This window comes from Nonomuraea sp. NPDC050394 (genome assembly GCF_044459065.1).
In the GTDB taxonomy this organism is placed as follows: domain Bacteria; phylum Actinomycetota; class Actinomycetes; order Streptosporangiales; family Streptosporangiaceae; genus Nonomuraea.
The window spans coordinates 129,053-147,211 of record NZ_JBITIO010000014.1 but is presented as its reverse complement, the minus strand read 5'-3'; the positions used below and the strand labels follow the sequence as shown (position 1 = coordinate 147,211).

Annotated in this window: 18 protein-coding genes; 3 read left to right on the top strand and 15 right to left on the bottom strand. The window is 72.6% G+C overall.

Annotation, left to right across the window (positions count from 1 at the left end; all coding sequences use genetic code 11):
- Window positions 1–54: 54 nt before the first annotated feature.
- Complete coding sequence (locus ACIBKY_RS41125) at window positions 55–1,638, bottom strand: exo-alpha-sialidase (protein ID WP_397105721.1); 1,584 nt, start codon at window positions 1,636–1,638, stop codon at window positions 55–57.
- Window positions 1,639–1,877: 239 nt separating this feature from the next.
- On the opposite strand from ACIBKY_RS41125, the gene ACIBKY_RS41120 reads away from it, so the two are divergent.
- Entirely contained in the window at window positions 1,878–2,480 is a 603-nt protein-coding gene (locus ACIBKY_RS41120; protein WP_397105719.1) for a TetR/AcrR family transcriptional regulator, read from the top strand.
- Here the strand turns inward: ACIBKY_RS41120 and ACIBKY_RS41115 are convergent.
- Window positions 2,467–3,282, bottom strand: coding sequence for an SDR family NAD(P)-dependent oxidoreductase (locus tag ACIBKY_RS41115; RefSeq protein ID WP_397105717.1), 816 nt, complete (start codon window positions 3,280–3,282; stop codon window positions 2,467–2,469). The genes ACIBKY_RS41120 and ACIBKY_RS41115 overlap by 14 nt on opposite strands.
- A gap of 66 nt (window positions 3,283–3,348) precedes the next feature.
- On the opposite strand from ACIBKY_RS41115, the gene ACIBKY_RS41110 reads away from it, so the two are divergent.
- Window positions 3,349–3,828: a hypothetical protein gene (locus tag ACIBKY_RS41110; RefSeq protein ID WP_397105715.1), complete on the top strand. Its 480-nt coding sequence runs from the start codon at window positions 3,349–3,351 to the stop codon at window positions 3,826–3,828.
- Here ACIBKY_RS41110 and ACIBKY_RS41105 read toward each other — a convergent pair.
- The 13 genes from ACIBKY_RS41105 to ACIBKY_RS41045 all read right to left on the bottom strand — a co-directional run bounded on the left by ACIBKY_RS41105 (window position 3,771) and on the right by ACIBKY_RS41045 (window position 16,702).
- Window positions 3,771–4,844: an alanine racemase gene (locus ACIBKY_RS41105; protein ID WP_397105713.1), complete on the bottom strand. Its 1,074-nt coding sequence runs from the start codon at window positions 4,842–4,844 to the stop codon at window positions 3,771–3,773. The two genes, ACIBKY_RS41110 and ACIBKY_RS41105, sit on opposite strands and share 58 nt — an antisense overlap.
- Window positions 4,841–5,668, bottom strand: coding sequence for an amidohydrolase family protein (locus ACIBKY_RS41100; RefSeq protein ID WP_397105711.1), 828 nt, complete (start codon window positions 5,666–5,668; stop codon window positions 4,841–4,843). Before ACIBKY_RS41100 ends, ACIBKY_RS41105 begins: the two co-directional genes overlap by 4 nt.
- Before the next feature lie 84 nt (window positions 5,669–5,752).
- Entirely contained in the window at window positions 5,753–6,616 is an 864-nt protein-coding gene (locus tag ACIBKY_RS41095) for an IclR family transcriptional regulator (protein ID WP_397105709.1), read from the bottom strand.
- Entirely contained in the window at window positions 6,613–8,148 is a 1,536-nt protein-coding gene (locus tag ACIBKY_RS41090) for an amidohydrolase family protein (RefSeq protein WP_397105707.1), read from the bottom strand. Before ACIBKY_RS41090 ends, ACIBKY_RS41095 begins: the two co-directional genes overlap by 4 nt.
- Window positions 8,138–8,569 carry a RidA family protein gene (locus tag ACIBKY_RS41085; protein WP_397105705.1) on the bottom strand — a complete coding sequence of 144 codons (432 nt, stop codon included), beginning with the start codon at window positions 8,567–8,569 and terminating at the stop codon, window positions 8,138–8,140. The genes ACIBKY_RS41090 and ACIBKY_RS41085 overlap by 11 nt, the downstream gene beginning before the upstream one ends.
- Entirely contained in the window at window positions 8,529–9,542 is a 1,014-nt protein-coding gene (locus ACIBKY_RS41080; RefSeq protein ID WP_397105703.1) for an ABC transporter ATP-binding protein, read from the bottom strand. Before ACIBKY_RS41080 ends, ACIBKY_RS41085 begins: the two co-directional genes overlap by 41 nt.
- A complete protein-coding gene (locus tag ACIBKY_RS41075; RefSeq protein WP_397105701.1) occupies window positions 9,539–10,516 on the bottom strand; it encodes an ABC transporter ATP-binding protein in 978 nt (325 codons plus the stop codon). The genes ACIBKY_RS41080 and ACIBKY_RS41075 overlap by 4 nt, the downstream gene beginning before the upstream one ends.
- Entirely contained in the window at window positions 10,513–11,382 is an 870-nt protein-coding gene (gene opp4C, locus ACIBKY_RS41070) for an oligopeptide ABC transporter permease (RefSeq protein WP_397105699.1), read from the bottom strand. Before opp4C ends, ACIBKY_RS41075 begins: the two co-directional genes overlap by 4 nt.
- Complete coding sequence (locus ACIBKY_RS41065) at window positions 11,379–12,338, bottom strand: ABC transporter permease (RefSeq protein ID WP_397105697.1); 960 nt, start codon at window positions 12,336–12,338, stop codon at window positions 11,379–11,381. The genes opp4C and ACIBKY_RS41065 overlap by 4 nt, the downstream gene beginning before the upstream one ends.
- A complete protein-coding gene (locus ACIBKY_RS41060) occupies window positions 12,338–13,885 on the bottom strand; it encodes an ABC transporter substrate-binding protein (RefSeq protein ID WP_397105695.1) in 1,548 nt (515 codons plus the stop codon). The genes ACIBKY_RS41065 and ACIBKY_RS41060 overlap by 1 nt, the downstream gene beginning before the upstream one ends.
- Entirely contained in the window at window positions 13,882–14,739 is an 858-nt protein-coding gene (locus ACIBKY_RS41055; RefSeq protein WP_397105693.1) for a fumarylacetoacetate hydrolase family protein, read from the bottom strand. The genes ACIBKY_RS41060 and ACIBKY_RS41055 overlap by 4 nt, the downstream gene beginning before the upstream one ends.
- Window positions 14,736–15,692 (bottom strand): Gfo/Idh/MocA family protein, encoded by a 957-nt coding sequence (locus ACIBKY_RS41050; protein ID WP_397105691.1) that lies wholly within the window; start codon window positions 15,690–15,692, stop codon window positions 14,736–14,738. Before ACIBKY_RS41050 ends, ACIBKY_RS41055 begins: the two co-directional genes overlap by 4 nt.
- On the bottom strand, window positions 15,689–16,702 hold the full coding sequence (locus ACIBKY_RS41045) for a Gfo/Idh/MocA family protein (RefSeq protein ID WP_397105689.1): 1,014 nt from the start codon (window positions 16,700–16,702) through the stop codon (window positions 15,689–15,691). Before ACIBKY_RS41045 ends, ACIBKY_RS41050 begins: the two co-directional genes overlap by 4 nt.
- Window positions 16,703–16,807: 105 nt before the next feature.
- Here ACIBKY_RS41045 and ACIBKY_RS41040 point away from each other — a divergent pair, with 105 nt between their 5' ends.
- Window positions 16,808–18,109 carry an aspartate aminotransferase family protein gene (locus ACIBKY_RS41040; RefSeq protein ID WP_397105687.1) on the top strand — a complete coding sequence of 434 codons (1,302 nt, stop codon included), beginning with the start codon at window positions 16,808–16,810 and terminating at the stop codon, window positions 18,107–18,109.
- The last annotated feature ends 50 nt before the right edge of the window (window positions 18,110–18,159 follow it).

Sequence of the window (18,159 nt, the reverse complement as noted above, 5' to 3'; positions counted from 1 at the left end):
GGGCAGAGAAAAGGGCGCGTGATCCCGATCGGATCACGCGCCCTCTGCCGGGTTCTAGCCGGTGAAGCCCGTCGGGGCGACGCGGACCGCCACCTCGGTGAGCATCGCGTGGCCGTTGCCGGTCGTGTCGGTGATGGTCACGCGCACGTACCTGGCCTCGCGCGGCGCCGCCAGAGTGGTCCAGTCGAGCGTGTCGGTGCGGGCCATCGTGTACGCGCGCACCTGCTGCCAGTCGCCGGACCCGGTCGCCGACACCTCGACCTTGGCCGACTCGTGGTATCCGGGCTTGAGCACGACCCCCACCTCGGTGATCGGGTACGGCCCGCCGAGATCGGCCTGCCAGTAACGGGCGGGCGGCGCGGCGGTCCCGGCGCCCGCGGCGTGCCAGTAGGTGAGGTCACCGTCGATCGGCCCCAGCGGTCCCATCGACGGCCGGCTCGGCGCGGTGTGGGTGAGGTCGGTGGACACGGTCAGCGTCCCCGCCTGGTGCAGCGCGGCCAGGTCGAGCCGGTCCGGGGTGGGCGTGACGTAGTTGCCGCCGAGGATGCCCTGGCCCCGGTCGTAGTAGACGGTGAGAACGCGGCCGTCGGCGAGCTGGACGCTGCCCGGGTAGCTCATGTCGGAGAAGATGCCGGGGTTGCGGTAGATGAGCTGGCTCTGGGTGGCGGACCAGCCGCGCGAGTCGATGTACATGCGCCCGGCCACGGGACGGCCGCCGACCCAGGTCGCCGACTGGTCGCCGTACGTCAGCAGGTGGCTGCCGCCGCGCAGCTTGAGCAGGTGTGGCGCGTGGCCCTTGAGCGTGGGCTCGTTGACCGGGGCGCTCCAGGTGTCGCCGCCGTCGTAGGAGTGGCTGACGCGCATCACGTCGCCGTTGTTGGAGGTCCTGGCCACCATCATCACGTGGCCGCCGCCGAGGTTGGCCAGGGCGGGCTCCGCGTATCCGATGGTGGTGCCGGCGACGTAGACGGGGCCCTCCCACATGGCGACCCGTTCGTCGCTCTTGGCCCAGGTCAGGCCGCCGTCCCGGCTGCGCAGGACGTGGGCGCCGGAGCCGCCGAGTGAGCCGGAGTAGTGGCGGTAGCCGTACACGGGGAGAAGGATGTCGCCGTTGTCGAGCTCGACCATCTCGCCGTTGACGGCGACGCTGGCCCTGCCGCTGTCGTACATGAGGCTGGGCGGCAGGATCGGCGCCGACCAGGTGACGCCGTTGTCGGTGGAGCGCTTGACGTAGACCTGGCGGCGGTTGCCGCGTGAGGGCCGGTAGTCGTAGTAGGCCATCAGCAGGGTGCCGTCGCGCAGGACCGTGAGGCTGGGCTCCTTCACGTCGACCGTCAGCGGGTCCGGGTCGCTCGCGATGATCTGCTGGGCGGACCAGGTCTGGCCGCCGTCGGTGCTGCGCCGGGCGGCGACCGCGCCCGAGTGGGAGTGGGAGACGCTCCAGCTGTAGGCGAGGTAGAGGTCGCCGTTGGCGAGCGTGACGATGGACGGGAACCAGGGGCATTCGACGGTCTCGTTCTGCTCCCTGGTCAGGGCGGGGTCCCACGGGCGGCAGGTGCTGTTGTCGGGGCTGATGATCTGCACGTCCGGCGTGCTGGTCAGGAGCAGGGTGGCGACGGCTAACGCCTTGAGGAACATACGACCTCCTGGGGGGTTGCCGCGATCGAACGCGAAATCCCGTTCCATGTCAACGTGAAAGATTGTTCCACGTTATAGGTACGCTACTGTCTCTCAATTAGAGGCATCAGTGTATCTAAAGGAGTGAAGTACCCGCGTGCTCGGGTGAGGGTCCAGCCGGCCGTACGCGGGCGGCGGGCGAGGACCCGGATGCGGGACAATGCCCGGGTGCGGCCGGCCGCTGCGCGAGAGGAGCCCGCGTGTCCGAGCAGGTGAAGAAGGCGCGGCGGCGTGGGCAGGCCCTGCTGGACGCGATCTACGCGGCCGTGCTGGCGGAGCTGGCCGAGGTGGGGTTCCGCCGGCTCACGATGGAGGGCATCGCCGCCCGCGCGGGTTCCGGCCGGATGCCGCTCTACCGGCGTTGGGACACGCCGGAAGCGCTGGTGCTCGACGCGCTGGCCGACGCGCTGTCGGCCACCGGCGGACCGGTGGACACCGGTGACCTCCGTGAGGATCTGCTGGTCCACTTCCGCCGGATGACCGAGCAGGTCCTGGCCGGTGACCTCGGCGCCGCGCTCGGGGCGGTGGTCGGCGAGCGCGCCCGGCATCCCGAGCTGGTGGAGACGCTGCGGGATCGGCTGCTGCGCCCGCACCTGGACGCGATCGAGGAGAGCCTGCGCCGGGCCGTCGAGCGCGGGGAGATCGGCGCGGCCGCCGTGTCGCCCGAGGTCTGCGCGGCGGGCCCGGCGCTGATCACCGTCCAGCACCTGATCAACGGCGCGACACCCACCGGCGGCGAACTGGCCGCGATCGTCGACCGGCTCGTACTGCCCGCCCTGGGCAGGCCGTTCAGTACAGCCTGACGAGCTGACCGGTGACACACCGCGCCTGCTCGGAGGCGAGGAACGTGATCACGTCCGCCACGTCCTCCGGCTGCCCGATGTGCCCCAGGGGACTGAGTCCGCGCAGCTTCTCCTCGTCCTCCTTCTTGATCCACCCGGTGTCGGTGACCGCCGGGTAGACCATGTTGGCCGTGATTCCGTACTTGCCCAGTTCGTGGGCGGCCGACATCGTGTAGTTCTCCTGGGCCGCCTTCGCCGCGCCGTACGAGACCTCGGTGGGGAAGCCGCCGGGGCCGCCCGAGGTGAGGCCGATGATCCGCCCCCAGGTCGCCTTCCGCGCGATGTGGCGGGTGGCGAACTCGGCGATCAGCAGGGCCACCGCCCGCGCGTCCACCGCGAACTGCCGGTCGTGACCGGCAGCGTCCACCAGCAGCAGCGGGCGGCCGAGGTCGTCGGCGGCGCGCGGCTCGAAGGTGTTCCCGATCCAGCCGGTGGCGTTGTTGACCAGGATCTCCACCGGCCCCAGCGTCTCCTCCGCCCGCTCGAAGAGCGCACGGGGCGCCTCCGGGTCGGACAGGTCCGCCTCCGCCGACTCGGCCACCCCGCCCGCCCGCCGGATCCGCTCGACCACCTCGTCGGCGCTCGCGGCGCGCAGGACGTCGTACCGGGCGGGAAAGGCCGGGTGGTCCACCGGCTCCAGCCGCTTGTACGTCAGGAAGACCGCGACCCCCTGCCCCGCCAGCGCGACCGCGGAGGCGGCTCCGATCCCCTGGTTGGCGCCCGTCACGAGCGCCACACGTCCCTGCAGCCCGGTGTCGATCATCCCGCCATCATGCCCAGCCGCCGCTGCCCGCCGCCAACGACTTTCGCGCCGTAGGGTGGAGGCGTCATGCGAGCGATGATGGCGGCCGGAGCGGTCGCGGCGGCGTTGGGGGTCGGCGTGATCGCCGTCGGGACCGGCGCGTTCGGGCTGGAGACCCACGTGTTCACCCGGATCGAGTGCCGCTCGGTCATGGTCAAGGGCGGCACGGTCTGGCACTGCGACGGCGAGAGCCCGGAACAACTGCGCGCCAACGACGCGGCCGTCCGCCGGGCCGAACTCGCGGCGTTACGCGCCCACCGCGAGGGCAGTCCTCCGGTCGAGCCGAGGCGGCGCACGGAACTGACGTTCGTCGACCACGACGGACGGACCGACCCGCAGCGGGTCACCGCCACGCGCCTGCCCGGCGGCGATCGCTGGATCGCGCATTCGGGCTCGGTCGCCGGCACCGGGATCGGGCTGCTGGTGCTCGGCGGCGGCGTCGTGGCGTTTCAGTGGCGGCCGGTGATGGGCCAGCGGTCCACCGCGAAGCCGTCGTCGACGACGTAGGCGCCGCTCCACATGTTCACCACCCCGCAGCCGTGGTTGGGCAGCACCGACACCAGGGACCCGACCCGGAGGCCGCCCGCGCCGGTGAGATAACCGTGCTCCTCGTTGGCCTTGCCGAAGGCGACGCCCGAGACACCCAGCACGGTGCCGAACCCGCTGCCCCTGACCGAGGCGTCGGAACTCATGGCCTTCAGCCCGGCGTCGACGATGGCCAGGTCCTCGCCCCGCGGCACGCTCACCACCCGGGTCAGCACGGTCAGCGCGCACCGGGACTCCTCGGCGGTGCCGAGCGCCACCTGGTTGCCGTCGTAGAAGACGTAGGTGCCGGGCCGCGCCTCCGTCACCCGGGGCACGAACGGCGCGCTGGCCGCCCCCGGCGTCGAACCCACCGAGACGATCGCGCAGTCGTGCCCGGCCGCGCGCAGGTCCGCGGCCACACCCGCCATCGTCTCGCCGACCCGCCGCCCGGCCTTCTCCCGCCCGCCGGGATCGCCCAGATAGGTCATCAGATGGCCTTCGTGCGTGAGCACGCCGCGCAGGCTCAGCCCGCCCAGCCGTTCCAGCTGGGCGGCCGTCCGCACGGCCTCGGCGGGCGCGACGCCCGCCCGCCCCATCCCGGTGTCCACCTCCAGCAGGTACGGCTGCCGCACCCCCGCCGCACGGGCGGCGGCGGCCAGCGGCTCGGCGGCGGCCACCGAGTCGAGCGCCACCGTCACCCCGGTACGCACCGCGAAGCGCACCTTGGCGGGCCCGACCGGCTGGTGTGCCCAGACCAGATCGTCGATCCCCGCCTCCAGCAGGGCCTCGACCTCGCCCATCGTGGCGCAGGTGAACCCGGCGGCGCCGTGGCCGAGCTGCCGCCGCGCCACCTCGACGCATTTGGACGCCTTGAAGTGCGGGCGCAGCGCCACCCCGGCGGAGGCGGCCAGCCCGGCCATGTCCGCGAGGTTGCGCTCCAGCTTGGCCAGGTCGATCAGCAGCGCGGGCGTGGGCAGCTCGTCGAGCGGGATTCTCACGCGAGCCCCAGCAGCGGGCGCGGGTCGGCGTCGAGCAGCGCGTCCAGGGTCTCCTGCCGTACGCCCTCCAGACCGGGCACGCGGATGCCGGTGAGGGAACGCAGGCCCTTGACCGCCTCGTCCGGCGTCCACAGCGGGAAGTCGGATCCGAACAGCAGCTTGTCCGTCACTCCCCACTCCTGGGCGCGCACCAGCGACAGGTACCCGTCCAGCGGCCTGGCCCAGCTGGCCGACACGTCGGAGAACACGCGCCGGTTCTTACGCAGCACGATCATGGTCTCGCGCTGCCAGGGGTGGCCCATGTGCGCGATGATCTGCGTCAGCTCCGGATGGCGGCGGGCGACGGCGTCCACCGTGAGCGGGTTGGTGACGTCCAGGTCGCCGGCGGGGCTCGGGGTGGCGCCCATGTGCCACAGCACCACCAGCCCCGCCGCCGCGGCGGCCGCGTAGAAGGGGTCGTGGGCGGGGTCGCGCGGATCGAAGTGGGCCAGCACCGGGTAGAGCTTGATGCCGCGCAGCCCGCGTCCCACCCCGTCGGCGAGCTGCTCAAGCACGTCGGGGTCGGTGGGGTCGAGCGCCATGAAGCCGACCGTCTCGGTACGGGTGCCGGCGCAGAAGCGGGCCACGTGCTCGTTGGAGGTGGCCACGCCCGCCGAGGTGGCCCGGATGCCGAACACGAACGCCGCGCGCACGCCGGTCATCGCCCGGTCGTAGTCCTCGGGGGTCACGTCCTGCCAGGGCCCGCCGTACACCGGCCGCCAGTGGTCGTCCCACTCGCACCCCCAGTCCTCGGCGAGCATGCAATGGGTGTGCACGTCGATCATCGGCCGCGTCCTTTCCGCACGTCGGTCATTCGCCGCGGTTTCCCCGCGCGTCGGTCATTTGCTTCTGTTTCCCCGCACGTGGGGTCATCGGCTTCGTCCTTCCGCGGCGGGGAGCAGCGAGCGGGTCACCACGCGCAGCGCCGTCACGAGCTCGTGGTCGGCGAGCATCGCTCCTGCGGTGGCGCGCAGTTCGGCGAGCAGCGCCTCGTGGCGGACCGGTTCGAGCTCGCCGGCCGGTCCCGAGACGCTCAGCGACGCCAGGACCTCGCCGCCCGCCTCCAGCGGGATGGCCAGGCAGCGCAGCCCGACGCTGTTCTCGTTGTCGTCGAAGGCGTAGCCGCGCTCGCGGGTGACACGCAGGTCCGCGAGCAGCTCGGCGAAGGTGGTGCGCGTGTGCTCCGTCCTGCTCCGGTACGGCTCCGCGGGCAGGAACCCCGGCAGCTCACCTTCCTCCAGCCGCGACAGCAGCAGCTTGCCGAGCCCGGTGGCGTGCGTGTCGTCGCGCGAGCCGCTCATCGCCATGTACCGGATGGGCCGGTCAGGCTCCTCGACGCACAGATGAAGCACCTGCGTGCCGTCCAGGACGCCGAGGTTGGCCGTCTGCCCGGTCCGCTTGGCCAGCTCGGCCAGGTGCCCGCGGGCCGAGGCACCCGCGTCGAGCGTGGAGACGTAGGCGGTGGACAGGTCAAGCACCTTGTGGCCGAGCCGGAACGACGGCCGCTCGTCCACGCGCACCACGTACTCGGTCTCGGCCAGCACGGACAGCAGCCGGACGAGCGTGCTCTTGGGCAGTCCCGTCTCCTCGTACAGCTCCGACAGGGTCACCGGGTGGCGGCTGGTGGCCAGCCGTTCCAGCAGGGCCAGGCCGCGCGCGAGTGCGTGCGCGTGGTAGTTGGCCGCCGCGGGCTTGTCCTCGTCGATGCTCCGCTTCTCGGTGCCTCTCCTCATGCGCTGACTCCGATCTGGCCGCGGGCGCGTAGCACCTGGCCCGGTCCGGCGCCCGTGTGGCCTGTGCCCTCCACGACGGCGACGCCGTTCACCAGGACGAGCTCCACCCCTGACGGGAACTGGTGTGGTCGGTCGAACGTGCTCAGATCATTGAGCGTGCCGGGGTCGAGGACAAGCACGTCGGCCGCCGCGCCCTCCTCGATGAGGCCGCGGCCGTCGAGGCCGAAGACCTCGGCGGGCAGCCCCGTGCTCTTGCGCACGGCTTCCTCCAGCGTGAGCGCGCCCTCGTGGACGTAGCGGGCGAGCAGCCGGGGGTAGCAGCCGTAGGAGCGCGGGTGCGGCGTGGCGCCGCCGGTGAGGCCGCCGGGGTCGAGCGCGAAGCCATCCGAGCCGATCATGGTCGCGGGGTGGCGCAGGACGGTCAGCAGGTCCTCCTCGCAGCGTCCGAAGGCGACCATCGTGACGGCGTTGCCGTGCTCGGTGATCAGGTCGAGCGCCTGTTCGCCGGACTCCAGCGGGTTGCCGTCGACGTGGATGTCCGGCCAGTCCCACCAGCGCCGCGCCCATCCGGCGAGAACGCGGTCGCGGGCTCCCGGCTCGGCCAGGCGTTCCCGCGTCCTGCCGCCCTCGTGGGCCCAGCCGGGCAGGAGCTGCGACAGGTTCGCGCTGCCGGCCAGGTACGGGTAGACGTCCACGTGGACCGGGGCGTCGCCGATGAGGTCGAGCGCCCTGGCGACGGCGCCCCAGTTACGGCGGCCGACCGCGGCCAGGTGGGAGATCTGGGTGACGCAGCCGGTGGCTTCGGCCACGCGTACCGCCTGGGCCACCGACTCCGTCAGCGTGTCGGTGTAGTCGCGCAGGTGCCAGGCGAAGACGCCGCCCGCTTCCGCGACCACTTCGGCGAGCGCGGTCAGTTCCGCCTCGGTGGCGTAGCTGGCGGGGGCGTAGATGAGGCCGGTGCTCAGGCCCAGCGCGCCCTCTTCCAGCGAGCGGGCCAGTTCCTCGCGCATCGCGCCCAGCTCGGCGGGTGTGGCGGGGCGGTCGGCGAAGCCCACGGCGCTCGCGCGCAGCGGGAGGTGGCCGGTGAGGGTGGCGACGTTCAGGGACGGGGCGGCCGCCTCCAGGGCGCGCAGGTGGCCGGTTGTGCCGCCCTGCGGCCAGGGCAGCGCCGGGTCCAGGTCGATGAAGGCGACGGCGGCCCTGAGCGCCGCCTGGTCGGCAGCCGGGGTCACGCCGAGGCCGCAGTTGCCCACGATCTCGGTGGTGACGCCCTGCCGTACCTTGCTGTGGGCCTGGGGGTTGGCCAGCAGGGCCAGGTCGGAGTGGCTGTGGACGTCGACGAAGCCGGGACAGACCACGCGGCCCGCGACGTCCAGTACGCGGGCGGCGCGGCCGGTGCCGGGCGGGCGGACGGCGCTGATCCGCGCGCCCGTCACCTCGACGTCGGCCGGGCGCGCGGGCGCGCCGGTGCCATCGACCAGCAACCCGCCGGCCAGCACCACGTCGGCGAGCTGCCCATGGTCAGCCGACACGGAAGACGCCTTCGACCTCGACCTGGCTGCCGAGTGGCAGGGCGGCCACGCCGATCGCGGCCCGCGCGTGCCTGCCCCGCCCGGGGCCCAGCACCTGGAGGACCAGCTGCGAGGCGGCGTGGGCGACCAGGTGCTGCTCGGTGAAGCCGGGCGCGCTCGCCACGTAGACGGTCAGCTTCACCGCGTGGACGTCCTCCAGGGAGCCGGTGTGCTCCCGGACCGCGGCCATCAGGTTGCGGGCGCACTGCCAGGCGCAGTGCCGGGCGGTGTCCAGGTCGGTGACGGGCCCGGTGGCGATCAGCGTGTCTCCCGCCATGGCGACCTGGCCTGATGCGAACAGCGTGTCGCCGTCGCGGCGGACCGGTTCGATGGTCACCGGCTCAGCGGGAGCCGGCGGCGTGTCGGGCAGGGAGTCGAGCATCGGGGTTCTCCTCGGGGAAGTGGCAGGCGACGCGGTGGTCGGCCCCCGTCAGTACGGGCGCCTCGGCCGCGCACCGCTCCTGGGCCTTCCAGCAGCGGGTACGGAAATGGCAGCCCGACGGCGGATCCGCCGGGCTGGGCACGTCTCCGGTGAGCACGATCCGCTCCCGGTCACCGCGCGCGGACGGGTCCGAGATGGGCACCGCGGAGATCAGCGCCCTGGTGTAGGGATGGGCGGGCCGTTGGAAGACCTCTTCGCGCTCGCCCTCCTCCACGACACGGCCGAGATACATGATCGCAACCCGGTCGCACACGTGCCGCACAACGGAAAGGTCGTGCGAGATGAACAGGTACGCCAGCCCGAGCTCCCGCTGCAGTTCCGCCAGTTTGTTGACCACCTGCGCCTGGATGGAGACGTCCAGCGCCGAGACCGGCTCGTCCAGCACCAGGACGCGCGGACCGAGCGCCAGGGCCCTGGCGATGCCGATGCGCTGGCGCTGGCCGCCGGAGAACTCGTGGGGGTAGCGGTTGGCCTGCTCGGGCAGCAGCCCGACCATGTCCAGCAGTTCGGCCACACGCTCCCGGCCGCCGTCGCGGTAACGGCCCTGGGAGCGCAGCGGCTCGGCGACGATCTCGTGCACGGTCAGCCGGGGCGACAGCGACGAGTACGGGTCCTGGAAGACGATCTGGATCTCGCCGCGCAGCGGACGCAGCTCGGCGGGGGAGAGCTTGGCCAGGTCCCGGCCGCCGTACACGATCCGGCCCGCGGTGGGCTCGGCCAGCCGTACGACCAGCCGGCCCGTGGTGGTCTTGCCGCAGCCGGACTCGCCGACCAGCCCCAGGGTACGGCCGGCGCGCAGCGCCAGATCGACCCCGTCCACGGCACGTACCGCCCCGGTCTGCCTGCGCAGCACGCCCGACCGGATCGGAAAGTGCTTCACCAGACCCTCGACGGAGAGCAAGGGCTCGCTCACACCAACTCCTCGTGGTAGTGGCAGGCAGAGTGGTGGCCCGGCCCGACCGCCGCGGCCTCCGGCCGGTCCGTACGGCAGGCCGCCCGCCCTTCGCTCAGCCCGCACCGGGGCTGGAACGCGCAGCCGGGCGGCGGCGCCAGCAGGTTCGGCGGGCTGCCCGGGATGGCCGTCAGCTCGCCGGTCGAATCCAGCCTCGGCCGGCTGGCCAGCAGCCCCGCCGTGTACGGGTGCCGGGGCGCGGCGAAGATCTGGTGCACGTCGCCGTGCTCGACGACGCGGCCCGCGTACATGACCGCCACCCGGTCGGCCAGCTCGGCGATCACGCCGAGGTCGTGGGTGATGAGGATGGCCGCCGCCCCCGCCTCGCGCCTGGCGGTGTCCAGCAGGCCGAGCACCTGCGCCTGGATGGTCACGTCGAGCGCGGTCGTGGGCTCGTCGGCGATGAGCAGGTCCGGTTCGTTGGCGATGGCCATCGCGATCATCGCGCGCTGGCGCATGCCGCCGGAGTACTCGTGGGGATGCCTGCCGTACCGGTCGGCTGGGTTGGCGATGCCGACGGCGGTCAGCAGCTCCAGGACCCTGGCCCGTACGGCGGCGCGTGACAGGCGTGGCTGGTGCAGCCTGATCGCCTCGGCGATCTGCGCGCCCACCGGCACCACCGGGTTGAGCGCGGTCATCGGGTCCTGGAAGATCATGGCGATGCGGCGGCCGCGGATCCGGCGCAGCCGACGGGCCGGGAGCGCCAGCAGGTCCTCGCCGTCGAAGGTCACCGAGCCGCGTACGATCCGGCCCGGCGGCCTGATCAGGCCGAGCGCCGACATGGCGGTGACGCTCTTGCCCGAGCCGGACTCGCCGACGACGCCCAGGATCTCGCCGGGCCGTACGTCGAGGCTGACGCCGTCCACGGCGCGTACGACGCCGTCCTCCGTGGGGAACTCCACGGCCAGGTCGTCCACCTGCAGCAGCGGGCTCATGCGCGGGCCCCCTTCGGGTCGACGGCGTCGCGCAGGCCGTCGCCGACGAAGTTGACCGCCAGCACGGTGAGCGCGATCGCCAGGCCGGGCGGCAGCCACAGCCACGGCATGGTCTGGATGAGGGTGAGGCTCTGGGCGTCGTTCAGCATGTTGCCCCAGCTCGCCTGGGGCGGCTGGACGCCGAGCCCGAGGAAGGACAGCACCGCCTCCAGCAGGATCATCTGCGCCACCAGCAGCGTGCCGACCACCGCCACCTGCGACAGTACGGCGGGCAGCACGTGACGGAAGACGATGGTCAGCCGGCCGGCGCCGAAGGCCCGCGCGGCCTGCACGTACTCCTGCTCGCGCAGCGCGAGCGTGAGCCCGCGCACCACGCGGCAGGCGGTGGGCCAGTTGCAGGCGGCGAAGACCACCACCAGCATCGCGGTGCTGGGGCCGAGGACGCCGGCCAGCACGACGACCACGACCAGCGAGGGGAACGACAGCACCACGTCGGCCACCCGCATGACGGCCGCGTCGAGCGGGCCGCCGAACATGCCGGCCAGCGCCCCCAGCAGCGCGCCGAGGACGACCGCCGCCAGCGCCGACATCAGGCCGACCAGCAGCGACACCCGCCCGGCGTGGACGAGCCTGGCGAAGACGTCACGTCCCGAGGAGTCGGTGCCGAGCAGGTGCGCGGCCGAGGGCGGCTCGCGGAAGGCGGACAGGTCCACCGCGTTCGGGTCGTACCCGCTGACCAGCGGCGCGGCCAGCGCCATGAGCACGATCACGGCGAGGAAGACCGCGCCGGCCGGCGCCATCCGGTTGCGGCGGAAGCGCCTGGCCGCCAGCCGGGTGGGGGAGCGGGGGATGATCTGCGTGGTCATGACAGGCTGATCCTCGGGTCGGCCACCGCGTAGAGCAGGTCGGCGGCGAGGTTGCAGATCAGGACGAGCACCGCGATGAACATCGCGAACCCGATCACCACCGGATGGTCGAGCTGGCCGATGGAGCTGACCGCGAGCTGGCCCATGCCCGGCCAGGCGAAGACCTGCTCCAGGGCCACGGCTCCGGCCAGCAGCTGCGGGACGTAGATCATGACGACGGTGATGAGCGGGATGAGCGCGTTGCGCAGCGCGTGGCGCAGCAGCACCCGGCCGGGACCGGCGCCCTTCGCCTCGGCCGTGCGCACGTAGTCGGCGCCCAGCTCGGCCAGCAGTCCCGCGCGCACGTACCGGGTGAACGGCCCCGCGATCGACAGCCCGAGTATCGCGGCGGGCAGCACCAGGTGGGCCAGGACGTCGGCGCCGCCGCCGTCGCCCGGCGTGGACATGCCGGAGGACGGCACCCAGCCGAGCTTGAGCGCGAAGACGTAGATCGCCGCGATGCCGAGGAAGAAGCTGGGCACCGAGATGGTGCCCAGGCTCGCCGCGGTGGCGGCGTAGTCCACCGCGGTGTTGCGCCGCACGGCGGCCAGGGTGCCGACCGCCACCGCCAGCAGCAGCCCGATGACCAGGGCCGTGGACATGAGCAGCACCGTCGGGCCCACCCGCTCCAGCAACACGTCGGCCACGGGCCGGCGGCTGACGAAGGAGTAGCCGAGGTCGCCGCCCAGCGCGTCGCGCAGCCAGATCAGGTACCTGACGAACGCCGGGGCGTCCAGTCCCAGTTCGGCGCGCTTGGCGGCGAGGAACTCCGGACCGCCCGACTGCAGTTGCTCGGGGTTGACCATCATCAGGACGGGGTCGCCGGGGACCGACTGGACCAGGACGAACACCCCCACGCTGATGAGCAGGAAGACGGCGGCGTTGACCAGGAGCCGGCGCACGAGGAAGGCGAGCATCAGCCGGCCAGGGTCCACTCGTCGGCGTTCCAGAAGCCGGAGACGAAGTCGCCGCTCGGCTTGAAGCCCCGCAGCCGCGCGCTGCTGGCCCAGAGGGTGTCCGGGTTGTACAGCCACAGGTACGGCACCTGCGCGTTGTCCTTCTCCGCCGCCTGGCGATACAGCCCGGCGCGTTCGTCCTGGCCGGAGATGCCGTCGGCTTCGGCGGTCAGCTTGTCGAGCGACCTGTCGCAGAAGGCGCTGATGTTGCCGCCGGTCGGGTAGAAGGCGCCGCAGCCGAGGATGGGCACGCTGCTGGAGGGGTCGACGGCGTAGGTGCCGCCGCCGAACAACGCCAGGTCGAAGCTGCGATCCTCGTACGACTGCAGGAGCTGGGCCGCCTGGACCTGCTTGAGCTCGACCTTCACCCCGGCCGCCGCCAGCGAGCTCTGCACCACGGTCGCCGCGGCGTCACGGTCGCGCTGGCCGGGGATCCACGACAGCGTGACCGGCTTGGACGCGTCCCAGCCCGCCTCGGCCAGCAGCGTCTTGGCCTTGGCCGGGTCGTAGGCGTAGCCGGCGAGCGTCTCGGGCAGGGCCCAGGCGGCGACGAAGGAGGAGTTCTGCACCCGGCCCTTTCCGGCGAGCAGCTTGTCGACGAGGGCCTTCCTGTCGATGGCGTGGAGCATGGCCTGCCGTACCCGGGGGTCGGCGAAGCGCTTGTCGGTCTGGTCGACGGCCATCCTGAGGAAGCCGGGGCTGGGCCGGCCCGCCACCGTGACGCCCTTGAGCGCGCCGACGGCCCGCAGGTCGGTGGGGGAGATCTGGACGAGGTCCATCTCGCCGGTGCCCAGCTGCGCCGTCGCCACGTCGGAGCTGACCGGCTTGAGGAAGATCTTGGGGATGGACACCGGCTTGCGGTAGTTCGGGTTGGCGGCCAGCTCCACGTACTGGTCGGTCTTGTACTGCACGAACGTGTACGGGCCCATGCCGGCCGTGGGCTTGTTGAAGAACGCGTGCCCGGTGAGCTGGGCGGCGGGCACGGAACCGAGCACGTGCTCGGGCAGCACGAACCCGAACGGCCCGGCCAGCAGGCTGAGGAAGCCCACGTTCGGTTTGGCCAGCTTGATGACGAACGTGTCCGCGTCGGGGGCCTCGAAGGTGGCTCCGGCGAGCTTGCCCGCCATGGCGCTGCCGAGCTTGGCGTCGGCCAGCAGCTTGTAGGTGAACAGCACGTCCTTGCTGGAGAACGGCGTGCCGTCGCTCCACTTCAGACCCTTGCGCAGGTGGAAGACGACCTTGCGGGGCGTGACGTCCCAGCGCTCGGCCAGGCGGGGCTCGTACTCGTAGCGGTCGTTGACCGTCAGCAGGTTGTCGTAGACGAGCTGCATGACCTGCTGGTCGGGGCCGGTGAGCGGGTCCAGCGGGCTGAAGCGCTTGGGCTTCTGGTACAGGTACACGCTGAGCGCGCCGCCCTGCGCGGTCTTGGAGCCGGAGTTGGTGGGGTCGGAGCAGCCGGTGGCGAGCACGAGGACGGCGGCGGCCAGCACGCCGAGCGGACGGATCATGAGGGCTCCATGGGCGAGACGGGATTGACCAGCGTGCCGAGGCCGGAGATCGAGACCGAGACCTCGTCGCCCGCGGCGAGAAACTCCCCCGTGGTGGCGCCGACGCCGGCCGGGGTGCCGGTCATCAGCACGTCCCCCGGGCTCAGCGTCATCAGACGGGAGGCGAAGGCCACCAGCTCCGCCACCGTGAAGATCATGTCCTTGGTCGAGCCGCGCTGCCTGACGCGGCCGTTGACGCGCAGCTCGACGTCGAGCGTCTGCGGGTCGCCGACCTCGTCCGCGGTGACCAGGTACGGCCCCAGCGGCGCGAAGCCGTCCAGCCACTTGCCGGCCAGCCAGTCGAAGAAGCGCACGGCCGGGTCGTCCAGGTCACGCGGGTAGCCGTAGCCGACCGACCGGGCCGAGACGTCGTTGGCCACGCAGTACCCGGCCACCGCGTCCAGGGCCGTCTCCACGTCCAGGTCCTTGGCGGTGCGGCCGATCACGACGGCCAGTTCGGCCTCCCAGTCCACCTGCTCGCTGACCGCGGGCAGCGGGATGGGGCGGCCGTGGGCCAGCAGCGCGGTCGGCGGCATGAGGAACAGCCGGGGCGCCATCCGGGACTTGTCCAGCGGTTCGGCACCGGCCTCCGCCACGTGGTCCTGGTAGTTGGCGGCGACGCCGAGCAGCTTGCCCGGGTTCAGCAGCGGGGTGAGAACCTCGACGGCCTCCAGCGGCACGGTCGCCAGGGTCTTCTTCCGGGAGCCGGCCAGCCATGTCGCCAGGTCGCCTTCGCCCCACTCCTCGATCACGTCGCCGTCCAGCAGGCGGCCGTGCCGTACGACGCCGTCGTGGCGGTAGGTGAGCAGCTTCACGACAGGACCTCCTCTACCTGGCCGGACGCCAGCGAGCGGCGGGCGGCCTCGACGACGCGCAGCGCGGCCACGGCGTCGGCGGGTCCGAGCTCGGCGGGCTGGCCGGCGACGACGGCGGTGTGCAGTTCGGTGAGCATGCGATCGACCGTGGACGGCCCCGCCCACGGGGCACGCGGCGTTCCTGCGGTGGTCAGCACGCGCGCCGCCGGGCGGTTGGCGTCGGCCAGCAGCGTGCCGTGCGAGCCCGCGACGCGGTAGCGGTGCAGGGACAGGCCGCCCGCTCCCGGCATCGCCGGTGTACGGCCGGCCACGACGGTGCTGGTCATGCCGCGCTCATGGGTGAGGCAGAGCGTGACCAGGTCCTCGGGTCCGTCCTGGGAGGGGCTGTTCTGGAGGGGGCTGTTCTGGAAGCGGGCGCCGCCGGTGGCGTATACGGCGGTGACCGGCAGTGCGGTCATCGCGTGGATGGCGTCGGTGGCGTAGGGGGCGAAGTTGAGCAGTTCGCCGAGCGGCCAGACCGCGCCGCCGCCCGCGACGAGGAAGTCGGCCTGCACGTTCCACGGCAGTCCGACCTTGCCCGCGGCGATCGCCTCCCGCGCCACCCTGACCGCGGGCTGGAAACGCTGGTGGTGGGCGGGCAGGCAGACCAGGCCGGTGCCCGCGGCCACCTCGGCGATCCGCGCGCACTCGGCGGCGGTCAGCGCCATCGGCTTGTCGACCAGCACGTGCTTGCCCGCGCGCAGGGCGCGTGTGACCACCTCGACGCGCCGCTCGTAGGGCACGCAGACGCTGACGACGTCGGCGTCCGGCCGGTCGAGCGGGTCGTCGGCCTCGGTACGGCCGGTGACGCGGAAGCCCGGGTGCGCCTCGAAGGCGGGGGCGTACATGTCGCGCTGGTGGTTCTGGTGGCCGAGGCCGTACTCGCCGACCAGCAGGACGTCGAGAACCCTCATCGGACCTCCTCCAGTGTCACCGGGCGGCCGAGCTCCATCGAGCGTTCGGCGGCGACGCCCATCGCCACCGCCAGCAGGGCCTCGTCGCCGGCGACCCCGGCGCCCGCGGCGCCGGTGACGGTGTCGAGCCAGGCGGAGAGCTGGGCGGCGAAGCCCGCGGCCGGGCCCTCCGCGGCCAGGTGGGTGCCGCGCTCGTCGGCGAGCAGCACGCCCTCGCCGTCCCACTCCATCGTCAGCAGGCCCTCGCTGCCCTGGACGACGACGTCGCGGGCGCTCAGGCTCGCGGGGCGGTGGGCGCGGCTCATCTCGCAGATCGCGGTGGCGCCGCCGGCGTAGGTGACGACCATCTCCAGGTGGTCGTGGACGTCCAGTTCGGCGGCGGTCCTGCGCTGGCCTCTGGCGTACACGCTGACCGGTTCGTCGCCGATCCACCAGGTCACCAGGTCGAGCAGGTGGACGCCGTTGTGCAGGGCGTGGCCTCCGGAGCGTTCGCGGTCGATCACCCAGGTACGCCAGTCGGGCCAGATCCAGCCGCCGAGCAGCGCCAGCCGTACCAGGAGGGGGCGGCCGAGCGCGCCGGAGGCGATCTCCTCGCGGACGGTGCGGGCGTAGTCGTAGAAGCGGTGCGAGTGCGCGACGGAAAGGGTGCGGCCGGCGGCGGCGAAAGCCTCGACGGTCTTGCGGGCCGCCGGGACGGTGGTCGCCAGCGGCTTCTCCACCAGCAGGTGCTTGCCGGCCGCGGCGACGCGGGCGGCGAGTTCGTCGTGGGTGTCGTTGGGGGTGCACAGGACGCAGGCGTCGACGCCGGGCCAGGCGAGCGCCTCGGCCAGATCGGTGGTCCAGGGGACGCCACCCCGGGCCCGCGCGGCCTGTTCTGCGCGGGCGGCGCTGGTGTCGACGAAGCCGGCCAGCCGCCCTCGTGGATCGCTGGATAACGCGGCGACGTGCTGGTCGGCGATGGCGCCCGCACCGATCACGAGCACGCCCACCGACGTGGAACCTCTTTCCATGCGTGCATCCTTCGTGCGTGCCCAGGCCGATGTCAAGGGTTGACGTGGAATCTCCTTCCACGTAACTTCCGCGACATGGAACGTCTTTTCACGTAAGGAGCAGTTGTGGAATTACACCGTCCGCTGGGACACGCGATCGACGAGGCCGCGCGCCGGGTTCTGCCGGGAGGCGTCAACTCCGCCACCCGCCAGGTCGGCGCGCCGTACGCCTTCACCGCCGCCGACGGCGCCTACGTGAGTGACGCCGACGGCCACCGCTACCTCGACTACCACGCCGCCTTCGGCGCCGTTCTGCTCGGTCACAACCATCCGGCCGTACGGCAGGCCGTCCTGACCGCCCTCGACGGCATTGACCTGATGGGCCTGGGCGTGACGCCGATCGAGGTCGAGCTGGCCGAGCTGGCCTGTGAGCTCATCCCCTCCGCCGAGATGATGATCACCACGATGAGCGGCTCTGAGGCCACCGTCCAGGCGGTCCGCCTGGCCCGCGCGGTCACCGGCCGGTCGCTGCTGGTCAAGTTCCAGGGCTGCTATCACGGCTGGGGCGACGCCCTGGCCAGGAACGTGATCTCCAAGCCCGAGTCCGCCTACGGCCGCGACCCGCTGTCCGCCGGGCTGCTCGACTCGGCCGTGGACGCCACGCTCATCGCCGAGTTCAACGACCTGGACTCGGTGCGCGCCCTATTCGAGGCCCATCCCGAGCAGATCGCCGCGGTCTTCCTGGAGCCGATCCCGCACAACGTCGGCGCTCTGGTGCCCACGCGGGAGTTCGTCGAGGGGCTGCGCGAGCTGACCAGGCAGGAGGGCGCGCTGCTGGTCTTCGACGAGGTGATCACCGGATTCCGCCACGCGCTCGGCGGATACCAGCAGGTGTGCGGGGTGCTGCCGGACCTGACCGCCTTCGGCAAGGCGATGGCCAACGGCTTCCCGACGGCGGGACTGGCCGGACCGCGCGAGCTGATGGAGCGGTTCGCTGCCGACGTCCTGCTGGCCGGGACCTTCAACGGCCACCCGGTCGCGGCCCACGCCGCCGTCGCCACCATGCGCCACCTGCGCGACAACCCGGACTTCTACCTCAGGACGCACCGGCTGGGGCAGCGCCTGCGCGACGGGCTCGGCGAGATCGCCGCCGAACTCGACGTGGACGCGACGGTCAGCGGGTTCGGCGGTGTGTTCGTGCTCTACTTCGGCACCGGCCCGGTCTCCGGTTACCGCGACCTGATGCGCAACGACCACGCGGCGTACGCGGCCTTCCACCGCAGGATGACCGGCAAGGGCTTCCTGATGCTGCCGATGGCGCTCAAGCGCAACCACGTCTCCGGCGCGCACACCGACGCCGACATCGACCTGACCCTGGACGCGGCCAGGGACGTGCTCAAGGAGATGCGCGCGGACGGCGTCGTCTGACCGGGCCGCGGGACCGTCGCGGGCCCTGGCGCGCGGCGGCCGTCAGGCGC

What these genes read in the sequence shown, in the direction of transcription:
- ACIBKY_RS41125 (WP_397105721.1), bottom strand. Translation starts at nt 1,638, where the DNA reads ATGTTCCTCAAGGCGTTAGCCGTCGCCACCCTGCTCCTGACCAGCACG.
- ACIBKY_RS41115 (WP_397105717.1), bottom strand. Translation starts at nt 3,282, where the DNA reads ATGATCGACACCGGGCTGCAGGGACGTGTGGCGCTCGTGACGGGCGCC.
- ACIBKY_RS41110 (WP_397105715.1), top strand. Translation starts at nt 3,349, where the DNA reads ATGCGAGCGATGATGGCGGCCGGAGCGGTCGCGGCGGCGTTGGGGGTC.
- ACIBKY_RS41100 (WP_397105711.1), bottom strand. Translation starts at nt 5,668, where the DNA reads ATGATCGACGTGCACACCCATTGCATGCTCGCCGAGGACTGGGGGTGC.
- ACIBKY_RS41095 (WP_397105709.1), bottom strand. Translation starts at nt 6,616, where the DNA reads ATGAGGAGAGGCACCGAGAAGCGGAGCATCGACGAGGACAAGCCCGCG.
- ACIBKY_RS41085 (WP_397105705.1), bottom strand. Translation starts at nt 8,569, where the DNA reads ATGCTCGACTCCCTGCCCGACACGCCGCCGGCTCCCGCTGAGCCGGTG.
- ACIBKY_RS41075 (WP_397105701.1), bottom strand. Translation starts at nt 10,516, where the DNA reads ATGAGCCCGCTGCTGCAGGTGGACGACCTGGCCGTGGAGTTCCCCACG.
- opp4C (WP_397105699.1), bottom strand. Translation starts at nt 11,382, where the DNA reads ATGACCACGCAGATCATCCCCCGCTCCCCCACCCGGCTGGCGGCCAGG.
- ACIBKY_RS41065 (WP_397105697.1), bottom strand. Translation starts at nt 12,338, where the DNA reads ATGCTCGCCTTCCTCGTGCGCCGGCTCCTGGTCAACGCCGCCGTCTTC.
- ACIBKY_RS41060 (WP_397105695.1), bottom strand. Translation starts at nt 13,885, where the DNA reads ATGATCCGTCCGCTCGGCGTGCTGGCCGCCGCCGTCCTCGTGCTCGCC.
- ACIBKY_RS41050 (WP_397105691.1), bottom strand. Translation starts at nt 15,692, where the DNA reads ATGAGGGTTCTCGACGTCCTGCTGGTCGGCGAGTACGGCCTCGGCCAC.
- ACIBKY_RS41045 (WP_397105689.1), bottom strand. Translation starts at nt 16,702, where the DNA reads ATGGAAAGAGGTTCCACGTCGGTGGGCGTGCTCGTGATCGGTGCGGGC.